Source organism: Agrobacterium tumefaciens, from assembly GCF_013318015.2.
Classification (GTDB): domain Bacteria; phylum Pseudomonadota; class Alphaproteobacteria; order Rhizobiales; family Rhizobiaceae; genus Agrobacterium; species Agrobacterium tumefaciens.
The window spans coordinates 917,181-932,585 of record NZ_CP115842.1; the positions used below are offsets into that span (position 1 = coordinate 917,181).

A 15,405-nucleotide genomic window follows, 5' to 3' on the forward strand; every position below is an offset into this window, starting at 1 on the left:
CAGAAGCCCGGAGGTTGGTAAAACCTCCGGGCTGTTTCATTCAGACAAGACTACGCGTCGTCTCAGGCAGCGGCCTGAATGGCGGCGACCTGCCAGTTGTCGTTACCGCCACGGCGCACGAAGGTCCACATTTCCACCGCTTCGGACGGATGCTGCTCGTCCCCTTCGATCACCTTGCCGGAGGTGCGGTCGCGCATAATGTCGATGGCGGAGTAGCGCATGGCTACCGTTGCATAGTCCTGGCCCTCTTCGTGCCAGGCTTCGGCAACATCGCCCTGCAGCAGCGTTACGTCGCGCACGTCGTTTTTCACGCCGCTCGTCGCGTTGTCGCTCAGTTCCTCAGCAAGATAGGACATGGCTTCCGGCGTCGTCAGCTTGCGCAACGTGCCGTAATCTTCAGCCCCATAGGCAGCCTGAACATCCTGCAGCATTTTCTGGAAGACTTCGAGATCGCTCTGGGTAATGCCAATTTCGTCACCTTCGGACATAGCATTGGCATGTGCCACCGGCTTTGCGGTTGCGGCAGTGGCCGCGGCTGCGCCGCCCGCAGCACCGGCAAGCGCGCCGATCTTCGGAATCTTGAACGAGGATGCGGAAGGACCTGCCTGCGGGCCGCCATTAAAGGAGGAGCCGGAATGATCCGTGCGCTGCGATCCGCCTGCGCCACCGAAAGCCGGCTGGCCCTGACGGCGCGATGCGAAGAAACGCATGGCGAACATGACCAGAAGGCCAATCAGCGCCACCTGCAGCAACATACCGAAGAAACCGGCCATACCGCCGAAACCGCCACCCATGAGCATGCCGAACAGGCCACCCATCAGCAGTCCGCCCATCAAGCCACCCATCATGCCGCCAAACAGGCCACGGCTCTGCTGCGGTGCCTGCGCACCGGGACGCGCCGGCTGTGCAGCACCGGGCGTCGCCTGGTTTTGCTGGGTGTTAGGAGTCATGCTGCGGTTGATCGGCGCGGTCTGGCCGGGGGCGGTGCTGGTCGACGGCGGCGCGGAAAACGTCCTTGTGCCGCGGCTACCGAAACCGCCGCTCGCACGGCGTGCTTCCGCCATATCGACGGCTACGAAAGATACCGCGATACCAAGCGCGGCGACTGCGAACAAACCTTTGAAGCGCCGAAAGGCAGCAAACATCACTATCTCCTGTTGGCCACCCTCCCATGAGCGGCATATCAGCACGCGATATAGCAACTCATGATCATCATTTTTAGTATGCCCGCCTTAAATTTTTCGTGATATGCAACCAGAGAGAGAAACACGCACACATTTCGGTGAAACCGGCGGTTCAGAAACAAAAAAACCGGCACAGGGTTTCCCCTGCACCGGCCCTTATTGTCCCCTTGGGAGGAACGATAGGTATCAGTCGATGTTGAATGTCAGCGGCCTGACCTGGCGGATTGCCGGGTTGGCGCGCAGCTTGTCCAGCACGTCTTCGGAAACCGGACCATCGACATAAAGAAGCGCGATGGCGTCGCCGCCTTCCTTTTCACGACCGAGCTGGAAGTTGGCAATGTTGACGCCAGCCTCACCAAGCGTGGTGCCCATGAAGCCGATCATGCCGGGAACGTCGGTGTTGGTGATGTAGATCATGTGCGATCCAACATCCGCATCCATGTTGATGTTCTTGATCTGGATGAAGCGCGGCTTGCCATCCGAGAACACCGTACCAGCAACCGAGCGAACCTGGTTTTCAGTCTTGACCGTCAACTTGATGTAACCGTCGTAAACGCCGGTCTTGTCACGCTTGACCTCGGACAGGATAACACCCTTTTCCTTGATCATAACAGGCGCGGAAACCATGTTCACATCCGCAACCTGGCTGCGGATAAGGCCCGCCAGCAACGCGCTGGTCAGCGCCTTGGTGTTCATGTTGGCGGTTGCGCCATCATAAAGGATTTCGATTTCCTTGGTGGCGCTTTCCTGCACCTGACCGACGAAGGAGCCGAGAACATCCGCCAGACGGATGAAAGGCTTCAGGCGCGGTGCTTCTTCCGCCGTGATCGATGGCATGTTGATGGCGTTGGAGACGGCACCCTTGACCAGATAATCCGACATCTGCTCGGCAACCTGAAGTGCAACGTTTTCCTGTGCTTCCGTGGTCGAAGCACCGAGATGCGGCGTGCAGACGACATTGGGAAGACCAAAAAGCGGGCTCTCGGTGGCGGGCTCGACTTCGAAAACGTCAAAGCCTGCACCGGCGACATGGCCGGACTTGATGGCGTCGGCAAGAGCCGCCTCATCCACCAGACCGCCACGGGCGCAATTGACGATGCGTACGCCCTTCTTGGTCTTGGCAAGGTTTTCGGCATTGAGGATGCCGCGTGTCTTGTCGGTCATCGGCACATGCAGGGTGATGAAATCGGCCTGCGCCAACAGCTCATCCAGCTCAACCTTCGTCACGCCCATTTCCTGCGCGCGCTCCGGCGACAGGAAGGGATCGTAGGCCAGAACGTGCATCTTCAGGCCAAGTGCGCGCGAGCAGACGATGGAGCCGATGTTGCCGGCACCGATGACACCGAGCGTCTTGCCGGTGATTTCGACACCCATGAATTTCGACTTTTCCCACTTACCCGCCTGCGTGGAGCTATCGGCAGCCGGAAGCTGACGCGCGACGGCGAACATCAGCGCAATCGCATGTTCGGCAGTGGTGATAGAGTTGCCGAACGGCGTGTTCATGACGATGATACCGCGGCGCGAAGCGGCCGGGATATCGACGTTATCGACGCCGATGCCGGCGCGGCCGATGACCTTGAGATTGGTCGCCGCTTCGATCAGCTTTTCGGTCGCCTTCGTGGCGGAACGAATGGCAAGACCATCGTAATTGCCGATGATTTCAGCCAGCTTGTCCTTGTCCTTGCCGAGTTTCGGCTGGAAATCGACTTCGACGCCACGATCACGGAAAATCTGGACGGCGGTTTCCGACAGTTCGTCGGATACGAGTACGCGAGGTGCCATGGTTCAGGGGCTCCTTGAAAAACGGTGCAGTTTTAAAAGCGGGAAATCGGCGGCCCTGCATCAACGCAGGGCCGGTATCAAAATCAGGCGGCAGCCTTGGAAAGTGTTGCCTTCTGCGTCTGGTAGGCCCAGGCGAGCCAGGGCATGACGGCTTCCATATCGGCCGTCTCGATGGTTGCGCCGGCCCAGATGCGCAGACCGGACGGTGCGTCACGGTAAGCGCCGATATCGAGGGCGACATTTTCCTTTTCAAGCAGGGCAACGATGCCCTTGGCGAAATCCGCCTGCGCAGCAGCATCCAGCGCCTGTACGTCGGGATCGACGATCTTCAGGCAGACGGAGGTGTTGGAGCGGGTTTCCGGCTTGACGGCCAGGTTGGCGATCCAGTCGTTCTTCTCGATAAAGTCGTAGATGACCTTGGCATTGGCATCAGCACGGCCAATCAGCGCCTTCAGGCCACCAAGGTTCTTCGCCCACAGCAGCGCGTCGATATAATCCTCAACGCAGAGCATGGACGGGGTGTTGATGGTTTCGCCAGTGAAGATGCCTTCGATGAGCTTGCCGCCGGAGACCATGCGGAAGATTTTCGGCAGCGGCCATGCCGGCGCGTAGCTCAGCAGACGCTCGACAGCGCGCGGCGAAAGGATGATGACGCCGTGGCCACCCTCGCCGCCCAGAACCTTCTGCCAGGAGAAGGTTACGACGTCGAGCTTTGCAAAGTCCATATCCTGCGCGAAGGCCGCCGAGGTGGCATCGCAGATCGTCAGACCCTTGCGGTCAGCAGGAATGAAATCGGCATTGGGAACGCGGACACCGGAGGTGGTGCCGTTCCAGGTGAAAACCACATCGCGGTCGAAATCGACTTCCGCCAGGTTCGGCAGCAGGCCGTAATCGGCCTCCAACTTGCGTACGTCCTTCAGCTTCAGCTGCTTGACGACATCGGTAACCCAGCCGGCACCGAAGCTTTCCCAGGCAAGCATATCGACGCCGCGTTCACCAAGCAGCGACCAAAGGGCCATTTCAACGGCGCCGGTGTCAGACGCGGGAACGATACCGATGCGATAATCGGCGGGAACATTGAGAATTTCACGGGTGAGATCGATGGCCTGCTTCAGCTTGGCTTTGCCAACCTTGGCGCGATGCGAGCGACCGAGCGGTGCATCGGAGAGAGCATCTAGCGACCAACCGGGACGCTTCGAGCAGGGACCAGAAGAAAAATGCGTATTGCCCGGACGGAGGTCCGGCTTCACTATATCTGTCATTTGACTACCCTTTCAGATAGGCGCCTCTCGTTAGGGAGAGGTGTCCTGACGCCGTTGCTATTCCTCTCACCGGCCTCCGTCAAGCGGAATATGTCGCTACGCATGAGAATTTTAGTCCATATGCGTCATGCGACGAACTGGATACCGCTGAAAACAAAAACCGCCCGCACCGGAGGAGGATGCGAACGGCTGAAGCTAACAGTCGGGCGTGACGTTTATTTATAAACGGCAGGCTGCAGCGGAATATCGGCAGGCGGCATGTATTGCGCGGTATCGCAGCCGTTAAAGACATAACGGCCACCGACGCGAACCTCATGCGAATACAGACCCTTGTCGCGGCCAGGACCGCCACCATTCGCAAAATCGAACATGTCGCCCTTGTTGATCTGGCGGAAGCGGTAACCGACATCTGCCTTCAGATTACAGGTAACATCGATCGACGCACCGGCCATCAGGGCATAGGCGAAGCGCCACTTGCCTCTGCCGCCGTGTTCGGTGGTCGGGTCGCAGCCAAGGCCATTGGTGCTGCACGAAGTATTGCGCAGCTTATCCCATTTGACGTAGGAGCCGCCGATACCGCCGCCAACATAAGGCGTGATGCGGCCATAGGTACCAAGGTCGACATAGGCGTTTGCCATCAGCGTGTATGCTCTAAGCGAGCTGAGATCCGCTGAAACGCAGGGACCGGGCACGGAACCACAGCCGCCGATGGTAGACCCGCGGAAATCCGATTTACCCATGTAATCGAAGGTTACGTCACTGCGGAAATAGTTGTTGAACTGATAACCGACACCGGCGCCGACGATGTAGCTATCCTTGACATTAGCCGTATCGAAATCGGCGAGATAACCACCCGGTCCACCCTGATAATAGTTGGCGCCGCGAAGCTTGTTGAAGGAATAACCGACGTCGCCGCGCAGATACCAACCACTTGCCTGCGTGATCTGCACTTCGGGTGCCTCTACATAGGCAGGTGCAGGTTCAGCTTGATAAAGATCGGCAGCGAAGGCGCTCGTGCCGGTCATCAGAACGGCCAGAATGCCGGCCAAAGCGTTTTTCATGACTTCCACTCCAGAAGAGGCACCTGCCGTTGCGGCAGCAAATGCCAGTGAACTGTTCAGTCACGGAGATTGGCGTAAAATGGTTAAGTCCCGATTAACCACGATCATTCACTATATTTATTAGGCAATACTCAAAGAAAAAGCCGACTCGAAAGCCGGCTTTTTCTTTTCACATTTGGTGGCGCAATTTATGCAGCCGAGCGGGCATTGGTGATGACCCCGACGAGATCGTTGACGATCTGCTCCACCTTCGCACTATCGTCGCCCTCCGCCATGACGCGGATCAAAGGCTCCGTACCGGAAGGGCGGATGACGAGGCGGCCATTATTGGCCAATGCGCTTTCCGCATCCGCGATCGCCTGCTGCACGATCGGATTTTCCAGTGGCTTGCCGCCGGAAATACGGACGTTCTTCAAAAGCTGCGGCACCGGCTCGAACTTGCGGCAAACCTCGCTGACGGTGAGGCCCGAACGTTTGACCTTGGCGAGAACCTGCAAAGCTGCCACCAGCCCATCGCCAGTCGTGCCGTAATCCGACAAGACGATGTGGCCGGACTGCTCACCGCCGACGTTGAAATTGTGGTTGCGCATATGTTCGACAACATAACGGTCGCCCACCTTGGTGCGGGCAAGGGTGAGACCCTTGTCGCCAAGGAAACGCTCAAGACCGAGATTGGACATCACGGTTGCGACGATGCCGCCACCACGCAGGGTATTGTCGGAAGCCCAGCTGTCGGCAATCACCGCCATGAGCTGGTCGCCATCGACGATCTCGCCGCGTTCGTCGACGATGATGACACGGTCCGCATCGCCATCGAGCGCGATGCCGATATCGGCCCGCACCTCATGCACCTTTTTCTGCAGGGCTTCCGGGTGGGTGGAGCCGCATTCGAGATTGATATTGATGCCGTTCGGCTCGTTGCCGATGGTAACGACTTCGGCGCCCAGTTCCCAGAGCGCTGCGGGAGCCACCTTGTAGGCAGCGCCATTGGCACAGTCGATGGCAATCCTGAGCCCGCTCAGCGTCACATCACGCGGCAGGGTACGTTTGACGAATTCGATATAGCGGTAGATATCGCCATCCACGCGCTTGGCGCGTCCGATCTCGCTCGGCTTGGCGAGCTGGGCATAGAGATCCTTGTCGAGAAGATCTTCGATTTCCAGCTCAAGCTCGTCGGAAAGCTTGTATCCGTCGGGTCCGAAAAGCTTGATTCCATTATCGGAAAATGGGTTGTGCGACGCCGAGATCATTACGCCGATATCGGCCCGCAGCGAGCGGGTCAGCATGGCAACAGCGGGGGTTGGAATGGGCCCGAGCAGGAAGACATCAAGGCCGGCCGCGGTGAAACCTGCGACCAGCGCGTTTTCCAGCATGTAGCCCGAAAGCCGGGTATCCTTGCCGATCACGACACGATGGCGATGATGGCCCCGGCGGAAGATCGTTCCGACCGCAATGCCCACACGCATCGCCAGATCCGGCGTCATGGGGAAGACGTTCGATTGTCCGCGGATACCATCGGTTCCGAAATAACGGCGTGCCATTTGAACTCCAAATCTTTCGGGCATTCCGGCATAGCATAAAACTACCGGAAGCGTTTTTGGCTAAATGCCACAAACCACGATAAACAGCACGTAAATTACCGCAAAAATGGCTTATATCTTGTTACCAAACTGAAAAGGCCACCCGGAAAACCGGATGACCTTTTTCAATAGTCGTCTTGGCCAGGCAATCAGTGCGGCTGTGGCTCCATGCCGCCTTCAGCCTCGCCGTCGCCCTTGGCTTCGCCGTCACCCTTGACTTCGCTTGGGCCGTCCTTCTTGGTGCCTGCTTTCGGAACAGCCGAGCCACGGCTGCCAGGAGAATCGTCACCCAGATCGCGTGCCGGCTTCTCGCCCCTCAGCAAAGCCTTGATCTCGTCGCCCGTGAGGGTTTCGTATTCCAGAAGACCCTCGGCAATAGCAACGAACCCGTCGTGATTGTCCGTCAGGATACGACGTGCCTCTGTATAGGCCTCGTCGATCAGACGGCGGACTTCGGTGTCGATCGTCTGAGCCGTTGCCTCGGAGACATTCTTGGACTGCGAGACGGAATGGCCAAGGAAGACCTCCTGCTGGTTTTCACCATAGGCGACCTGGCCGAGAGCGTCGGAGAAGCCCCATTGCGTTACCATGGCGCGGGCAAGCTTGGTGGCCTGCTCGATATCCGAAGATGCGCCGGAGGTGATGTTTTCCTTGCCGAAGGTCAACTCCTCGGCAACGCGGCCACCCATCATGATCACCAGACGCGACACCATCCATTTGTAACTCATGGAGTAGCGGTCACCTTCAGGCAACTGCATGACCATGCCGAGTGCACGGCCACGCGGAATAATTGTCGCCTTGTGCAGCGGATCAGCCAAAGCAACCTTCAGCGCGGTAATCGCATGCCCCGCCTCGTGGTAAGCGGTCAGTTTCTTTTCCGCTTCGGTCATGGCGGAGGAGCGGCGTTCCGCACCCATCATGATCTTGTCCTTGGCGTCCTCGAACTCCTGCATGGTAACCACGCGCTTGTTACGGCGAGCAGCCATCAGGGCGGCTTCGTTGACGAGGTTCATCAAGTCAGCGCCCGAGAAACCGGGGGTGCCACGGGCCAGAACCTTGAGATCGACATTCGGAGCCAGCGGCACGTTGCGAACGTGAACCTTGAGAATGCGCTCACGGCCGACGATATCCGGGTTCGGCACGACGACCTGACGGTCGAAGCGGCCGGGACGCAGAAGTGCGGGATCGAGAACGTCCGGACGGTTGGTGGCGGCGATGAGGATGATACCTTCATTCGCCTCGAAGCCGTCCATCTCGACCAGCAGCTGGTTGAGCGTCTGTTCGCGTTCGTCATTGCCACCGCCGAGACCGGCGCCGCGATGTCGACCGACAGCGTCGATTTCGTCGATGAAGATGATGCACGGCGCATTCTTCTTGGCCTGCTCGAACATGTCACGCACACGGCTTGCGCCGACGCCGACGAACATTTCCACGAAGTCAGAACCGGAAATGGTGAAGAACGGCACATTAGCTTCACCCGCGACGGAGCGCGCCAGTAGCGTCTTACCAGTACCTGGAGGGCCGACCAGCAGCACGCCGCGCGGGATCTTGCCGCCGAGTCGCTGGAACTTCTGCGGATCGCGCAGGAATTCCACGATTTCCTCAAGGTCTTGCTTGGCTTCGTCCACACCTGCGACGTCGTCAAACGTCACGCGGCCGTGCGCTTCCGTCAAAAGCTTGGCCTTTGACTTGCCAAAGCCCATCGCGCCGCGCGAACCGCCCTGCATCTGCCGCATGAAGAACAGCCAGACGCCGAGGATGAGGAACATCGGCAAAAGCGTGCCGAGATAGCTCAAAAAACCGGAAGAACCGTCGCTCTCGGGACGCGCGACGATGGTGACGTTCTTGCTCTGCAAGCGCTCCATCAAGCTGTCGTCGATTACTGGGGAATAGGTCTGAAAGGCCGTGCCGTTCTCGGTATAGGTTCCGAGAACCCGGTTACCGGTGACGGTCACGTCGCGAACTCGCCCGGAATCCACATCGCGGAGAAACTGGGAATACGGAATTTCCCGCGAACCCGTTTGCGTCGGCGAAGTCTGGAACATGCTGAACAAAGCGATCAGCAAGAGGGCAATCACGGCCCACAAGGCGAAATTTCTGAAATTTGGGTTCATCGAACTCCCCGAACTCACACGGACATGTTTGCTGCCCGCTATTACTCGACCCTAACATAAGGACGACATCTGCCGTTGCCAAGGCAAAGGGCGTTATCTGATGCGTTTTGGTGTAAAAACTATTCCAAGGCAATTCACGAAAAAGAGGCCGGATTTAAACCGGCGGCTGTGGATAGGCCGCACGGCCGAATGAAACCGCGATGGCATTCGCCAACTCAAGGTCGAAGCGCGGCAGAAAAAGATCGAAGGGGGCAAGCCTCGGCACGATACTGATGGCACCTTCCGGAGAGGCTCGACCGGGAACCAACGCGGCAATTTGCGGCAGGATCGCCATCGCCTGTTTTGCAATCCCTGGCGGCACCGCTGGAAAAAGCGCTGCCGCATCCGCAATGCCACCCGTCCTGCCCGCCGCAATATTGACCGGAAAAGCCGATGTGTTTTTCACAAGGAAACGATCGTCCCAGAGGCCCTGCCCACCAGCCTCGACTTGCAGTTCCGGCATATTCCGGTGCTCGCGGAAAAGATAAAGCCCGTCCTTTCGGCGATCGAGAAGAACGCGGCCAACCGTTATCCGCCCGTTCTCGCCGGTTTTGAGAAACTGCAACACCCGATCCATGCTGCTGGCCGCCGGGAAATAGGCCCTTCCACCGAGATTAGCGATGAGCACCGCTAGCCCGTGCCGAAATTCGGGAAGATCGGACATCAGGCCTTCAACCGACAATCTGGCGAGCGTGGCGTGAAAGACTTCTACGTTTTGTTGGAGAAAAAAGGCGGTTTTCTCGGAATATGCCTGTCGTTTAACGGCGGCCTGCGCATCAAACGGCGGCGGAGAGTCGGAAAGCGACTGCCGTACACGAACCCGCTCGTAGCGCGCGTTGTCATTACTCGGGTCGTCAAACCAGCCACGCGAGCGAGATGATACGAAATCGCGGATCTCCTGTCTTTCACAGGTCAGAAACGGCCGCATGATCCAGTGGCGTCCACTGTATAATACAGCATCCGCCATGCCGGCGAGGCCGAGATTTTCGCTGCTCCCGCTTCTGGCGGCACGCATCGCCACGGTTTCCCGCTGGTCGCCAAGAGTATGCCCCGTCACGACGAGATCAGCGCCAATGTCGCTCGCAACGTCGGCGATCAGACTATATCGGGCAAGACGAGAGGCTTCGGAAATGCCGGAAGCGGGTTTGGGATCATCCCATCGGCGCACGGTATGCGGGATACCGAGTTCCGCGCAGAGCAGGGAGACCTTGTGAGCCTCATCAGCGGATTCCGCCCTTAGGGCATGGTCAACCGTGACGGCGGAAAGCCGCACCCGGTCGGGGTCTGCCTCCGCCCTCGCCTCATGCATTGCCAGCAACAGACCGGTGGAATCGCTACCGCCGGAGATTGCGATGAGAATATGGACGGGTTTGCGAAGATTTTCGACGAAGGACCTAGCCGCAGCGAGCGGCGCAACCGTCTTTTCGTTCAAAATGCGGACATCAACCGGCATGGAAAGACCGCCGCCATGGCAGGAGCAAGATCAGCAGCTCAGCCGCTTCTGTTCGCTGGCAACCTTGTTCAGCACAGTCTTTGAAGCACTGGGATAACGCTTCGGCACTTCGCGCAGCGTGGCGCAGGCGGTCTCGGTGTTGTCCAGAGCTGCAAGCGACATGCCGAGCTTCATCAGCATTTCCGGTGCTTTCGGAGACTTGCCATAGGTCTGATGGCCGTTCAGGAAAGTTTTTGCGGCCTCGTTGAACTTGCCCTGCGAATATTGTGCCTCGCCCAGCCAGAAGCTGGCATCGGCGGCCTTGGTGCCTTTCGGGTAACCCTGGAGATATTGCTGGAACCCCTGCTCCGCAAGCTTGTAATCGCCGGAAAGAACATGACCGTAAGCAGCCTGATAGATATCGCCCTCGCTGGTGAGTGCTGCGGTGTTGACCGGATCGGTCTTGCGCGAACCGTTGCCGGTGGTAACGCCCGGAAGACTACCGGAAGAATTGTTGGCACCCTGGTTCAATGAGCCACCGATCGGCATGCCCTTGGAATCAAGCTCGATGGAGCCAAGCGTCGTCTCTCCCGGTGCACTCGTCGGCGCGTTCGCGGAAGAGGACGGCGAAACGGAAGCGCCACCCTGAGGTGGCGTTTCGATGATCGTTGCAACGTCGTCGCTCGGCGGAGCGGCCGGAGTGGCCTCCGCCTTCTTTTTCGGCGCGGTGGTACTCGCGCCTTTGCCGCCTTCCAGTTCCTGGAAGCGGAATTCATTGTCTTCCTGCGCCTTGCGGATCGTTTCCTGCATCTGCAAAAGCTGGAAGCTCATTTCTTCGATACGGCCGTTGAGCTGCCGGATCTGTTCTTCAAGCTGCTGAACCTTATAGGCTTCATTGGCCTGAACCCGCACAATTGGGACCTGCTGAGAGTTGATCGTGCCGAAGCTACCCCCCGCACCGAACAGCGGACCCGAAACGGCTGTGCCGCTCAAGCCGGTGCAGGCTGCAAGCCCCAGCATTCCCGCCACGACAAGTTTCTTCATCTCATTTGCCCTGCCTTAACTGATTTGCACCGGAATGGCGCAAGCCGGATTTTTTCCATATCAACCGAAAAAGCAACTTAACTTCGGCCAAACTATGAAAAAAACGAAAGGCGGCCCATAGACCGCCTTCCATTCGAGATCACAAAAGCGTCAGGCGATTACATGCCTGCGCCACCGAGAACCGTCACAGCGCGGCGGTTCTGCGACCAGCAGGAAATGTCATCGCAAACGGCGACCGGCTTTTCCTTGCCGTAGGAGATCGTCTTCATGCGGCTTGCCGGAACGCCCTGGGACGCCAGGAAGTCACGGGTTGCAGCGGCACGACGGGCGCCGAGCGCCAGGTTGTATTCACGCGTACCGCGCTCGTCGGCATGGCCTTCGACGGTGATGGCATATTTCGGGTAACGGGCAAGCCACTGTGCCTGGCGCTGCAGCGTCTGCTGCGCGTCTGCACGGATGGACGTCGAGTCCGTATCAAAGAAGATGCGGTCGCCAACATTAACCGTGAAGTCCTGCTGGGAGCCGGGCGTCGCAGAGCCCGCACCGCCGAGACCAAGCTCACCGGCGCTGTTCGGCATGTTCTTCTTGTTCGCGCAGCCTGCGAGAGCAAGAGCGAGCGTCATGGCGATAACAGCCGGATTACGGGCCAGTTTCTGCATCGGGCTGAGTGCCGAAGTGTGTGTACGGCTCATCGCCGGTCTCTCCTTGGGATTGCAATAACGTTGCCAGACACTAACGGATCGAGGTTAATAGCCGACAAACGCTTATGGTTAACAGAAAGGAAACGTCCCACTTTTTTGCTCCCTCACAACACTTTGCGGCAAGAAAGAGGCAGTTTCCCGTACGGCATATGTAAAAACATGACGGCGCCGGTTGGGCCGGCGCCGTCATGGCAGTCAATATCAGTCCAGAAGCGGCGACCAGGCCGGGTCCGAAGCGAAGGTGGGAGTCTTGATCAGCTGTTCGTTGTAGCCGGTCAAGTCGATCGAATAGAGCTGCGGACCGCCAGCACCAGCGTTCTGGCGGAAGAACATCAGCACACGGCCGTTCGGCGCCCATGTTGGGCCTTCATTATGAAAGCCGCTGGTCAGAATGCGCTCACCCGAACCGTCGGTTTTCATCACGCCAATCGAGAACTTTCCGCCCGATTGTTTGGTGAAGGCGATCAGATCGCCACGTGGCGACCAGACCGGCGTGGAATACGACCCGTCGCCGAACGAAATACGCTGCTGTCCTGAACCATCGGCATTCATTACGTAAATTTGCTGACGGCCGCCACGGTCGCTTTCAAAGGCAACACGTTGCCCATCCGGGGAGAATGACGGTGCAGTATCGATCGCGGACGTGTTCGTCAGGCGCGTCGTGGTTCGTGAGCGCAGGTCCATGGTGTAGATATTGGCGTTACCATCCTGCTGAAGGCTCATGATGACCTTCTGGCCATCCGGCGAGAAGCGCGGCGAGAATGTCATGCCGGGGAAATTACCGACCACTTCGCGCTGTCCGGTTTCCAGCTGCAGCAGGTAAACGCGCGGCTGCTGGCCTTCAAACGACATGTAGGTGACTTCCTGACGGTTCGGCGAAAAACGCGGCGTCAGAACGATGTCGTTCGAATTGGTGAGGTTACGGACGTTGAAGCCGTCCTGGTCCATGATCGACAGCTGACGCTTGCGGGCTGTCTTCGGGCCGCTTTCGGAGACGAAAACGACGCGGGTATCGAAGTAACCCTTTTCACCGGTGACGCGCTCATAAATGGCGTCCGCGATGATGTGGGCGACACGGCGCCAGTTTTCCGGCTGCGTGAAGAACTGCTGCCCGGTCATCTGCTGGCCTGCGAAAGTATCCCAAAGGCGGAACTCCGCACGCAGACGGCCATCGCTTTCACGCGTCACGCGACCCGTTACGAGTGCCTGCGCGTTGATAACCTTCCAGTCCTCAAAACGCGGCTGCTGATCCGGGTTGGCGATTTTTTCGATGAAGGCACTCTTGTTGACTGGCGCAAACAGGCCGGAACGCTGCAGATCGGCAGCAATTACGGCCGATACCTGCGCGCCGATGCCGTCACCCGAGATGAAGTCGGTGATGGCGATGGGCAAGGGTTCGACGTTACCCTTGTTGATGTTGATTTCCACCCGCGCAAAAGCCGGTGCGGAGAAAACCGACATAAGGGCCGCGACAGCGAGCACCAGCCGGATCGGCGAAAATATCTTCATGTTGCCAGGCCTTTCAGCATTCATAGCAATTCACTGGGATCGAAATTCACTACGACTTCGTTCCATGCATCATATTTGTCGGCAGGAAGGTTCGTGAACGGAGCAGAACGCATGATGGCGCGATAGGCACCACCGGAAAGGGCGCGACGCGTTCCCTCGGAACCACCCGTTGCTTCGATCTCGGGTCGGCCGATGATGGATCCATCACGGTCAAGCTTCATGGTGACCCGAACGCGAACGTCCGAGGCATCCGCCATGCCGGGAATGATCTGCCAGTTTTTCTGGATTGCGCCACGCAGCGCATCCATTTCCGTCTGGCTGAGCGTCGAACCGCCCGTGGTCTTTTTGCCGCCAAGCGATGCCTGCTGGGTGGAGCGCTTTGCACCACCACCGGAGGGCGCCTGCTTGTTCAAAAGCGCGGCAACATCGTCAGCGTTAAAATCGCTTTCCTTCGACGAAGCGGATTTCGCCGTTTCCTGCTTTTTCTCACCCGGCTTCTTGTCGGAAGGCTTGTCCGTGGACTTTGCCTGATCGGGCTTGGTCTCTGCAGGCTTCTCAGCGGGCTTCTGCTCGGCAGGTTTGGTCTCAGCCTGTTTCGGCACTTCCGGCTTCGGCGGCTCCGGGCGGGAATTCGGGCGCGGCACATTCGGCGGCACGGGAATTTCGGCCGGTTCCTGTTGCACCGGGGGCGGCTCTTCCGCTTTCGTTTCCTGCGGCGGCGGCTCCGTCTTCGGTTGCGGCGCGATCTCGGGCTTGGTCTGCGGCAAGGCGGCCATTTCCTGCGGCTTCGGAGCCGAGGTCTCTTCCTTGACGATTTCCTTCACCTCATTCGCCTTGGTGTCGACAACCGGCTGCGGCTTTTCCTGCTTTGGCGGAGCGGCCGCACTGATATTGTCGTTCGGCTTTGTAGTAGGCGTCGGCGGCGCTTCTATATCGGCCACGTTGTTGCCGACATTCTGAGCGTTCGGAACGATATCCGGACGTGTAGTCGGAACCGGGGCCGACTTTTCCGCCTTCGGCGCGTTCTTGTCGCCTTGCTGGATCTGGCTCAATTCCTCGATTGGCACAAGCTCCACAGGCAGTGCCTCAGCCTGCGACACGTCAAGAGGCTCCGGCGAGCCCAGGGAAACGAGGGCGAAAGCCAGAAGCGATGCGTGCACGATCGCGGATGTGGTAAGGCTGCCCTTCATCGCTGACGTCAATTATCCTGTTTCTGCTGGGTCACAAGGCCGATATTCTTGAAGCCCGCTGCCTGGATACGCGCCATCACGTCGGCGACGACGCCGTAGGCGGCAACGGAATCCGCGCGCACGAAGATGCGTTCGTTATAACCTGTCGTGGCGATTGCCTGCAGCTTGTCGGCCACCTCGGCCGCCTGGATTTCCGTTTCCTGCAAATGGATCTGGCCATTGGCATTGACGGAAATCGTGATCGGCTGCGTATCCGAATTCAGCGCGTTGGCAGATGTCTGCGGCAGGTCGATCGGAACGCCGACCGTCATCATCGGTGCGGCCACCATGAAAATGATGAGAAGCACAAGCATGACGTCAACCAGTGGCGTCACGTTGATTTCGCTGATCGCGCCGCCCCTGCGACGTCCGCCGCGCCCACGGCGTCCACCGGAACCGCCGCTGCTGCCACCTGCTGACATACCCATAACATCTACTCCATTTTGCCTTGCGGCAAATTACTGCGCG

General features: G+C 58.6%; 12 protein-coding genes. All 12 read right to left on the reverse strand.

The annotated features are described in order from the left end of the window. Positions 1-62: 62 nt before the first annotated feature. The 12 genes from G6L97_RS17670 to tolR all read right to left on the reverse strand — a co-directional run bounded on the left by G6L97_RS17670 (position 63) and on the right by tolR (position 15,365). A complete protein-coding gene (locus tag G6L97_RS17670) occupies positions 63-1,145 on the reverse strand; it encodes a Tim44 domain-containing protein (RefSeq protein ID WP_003511377.1) in 1,083 nt (360 codons plus the stop codon). Between the two features lie 225 nt (positions 1,146-1,370). Continuing rightward, entirely contained in the window at positions 1,371-2,966 is a 1,596-nt protein-coding gene (serA, locus tag G6L97_RS17675) for a phosphoglycerate dehydrogenase (RefSeq protein ID WP_003511378.1), read from the reverse strand. Between the two features lie 83 nt (positions 2,967-3,049). Beyond that, on the reverse strand, positions 3,050-4,228 hold the full coding sequence (locus tag G6L97_RS17680; RefSeq protein WP_003511379.1) for a phosphoserine transaminase: 1,179 nt from the start codon (positions 4,226-4,228) through the stop codon (positions 3,050-3,052). Between the two features lie 215 nt (positions 4,229-4,443). Further along, positions 4,444-5,289 carry an outer membrane protein gene (locus G6L97_RS17685; protein WP_003511380.1) on the reverse strand — a complete coding sequence of 282 codons (846 nt, stop codon included), beginning with the start codon at positions 5,287-5,289 and terminating at the stop codon, positions 4,444-4,446. A 188-nt stretch (positions 5,290-5,477) separates the two neighbouring features. After that, complete coding sequence (gene glmM / locus G6L97_RS17690) at positions 5,478-6,830, reverse strand: phosphoglucosamine mutase (protein ID WP_003511381.1); 1,353 nt, start codon at positions 6,828-6,830, stop codon at positions 5,478-5,480. Positions 6,831-7,018: 188 nt separating this feature from the next. Next, a complete protein-coding gene (ftsH, locus tag G6L97_RS17695) occupies positions 7,019-8,983 on the reverse strand; it encodes an ATP-dependent zinc metalloprotease FtsH (protein WP_013761814.1) in 1,965 nt (654 codons plus the stop codon). Between the two features lie 154 nt (positions 8,984-9,137). Further along, the gene (tilS, locus tag G6L97_RS17700; protein ID WP_174003485.1) at positions 9,138-10,475 is read right to left on the reverse strand and encodes a tRNA lysidine(34) synthetase TilS; all 1,338 of its coding nucleotides are present in this window, start codon (positions 10,473-10,475) and stop codon (positions 9,138-9,140) included. A 30-nt stretch (positions 10,476-10,505) separates the two neighbouring features. Beyond that, complete coding sequence (ybgF, locus tag G6L97_RS17705) at positions 10,506-11,498, reverse strand: tol-pal system protein YbgF (RefSeq protein ID WP_003511385.1); 993 nt, start codon at positions 11,496-11,498, stop codon at positions 10,506-10,508. 158 nt (positions 11,499-11,656) lie between these two features. Beyond that, a complete protein-coding gene (pal, locus tag G6L97_RS17710; RefSeq protein WP_003511386.1) occupies positions 11,657-12,190 on the reverse strand; it encodes a peptidoglycan-associated lipoprotein Pal in 534 nt (177 codons plus the stop codon). 210 nt (positions 12,191-12,400) lie between these two features. Continuing rightward, positions 12,401-13,708, reverse strand: coding sequence for a Tol-Pal system beta propeller repeat protein TolB (tolB, locus tag G6L97_RS17715; RefSeq protein ID WP_003511387.1), 1,308 nt, complete (start codon positions 13,706-13,708; stop codon positions 12,401-12,403). 20 nt (positions 13,709-13,728) lie between these two features. Beyond that, positions 13,729-14,898: a hypothetical protein gene (locus G6L97_RS17720; RefSeq protein ID WP_013761817.1), complete on the reverse strand. Its 1,170-nt coding sequence runs from the start codon at positions 14,896-14,898 to the stop codon at positions 13,729-13,731. Positions 14,899-14,906: 8 nt separating this feature from the next. Next, complete coding sequence (gene tolR, locus G6L97_RS17725; protein ID WP_003511389.1) at positions 14,907-15,365, reverse strand: protein TolR; 459 nt, start codon at positions 15,363-15,365, stop codon at positions 14,907-14,909. Positions 15,366-15,405 lie beyond the last annotated feature (40 nt).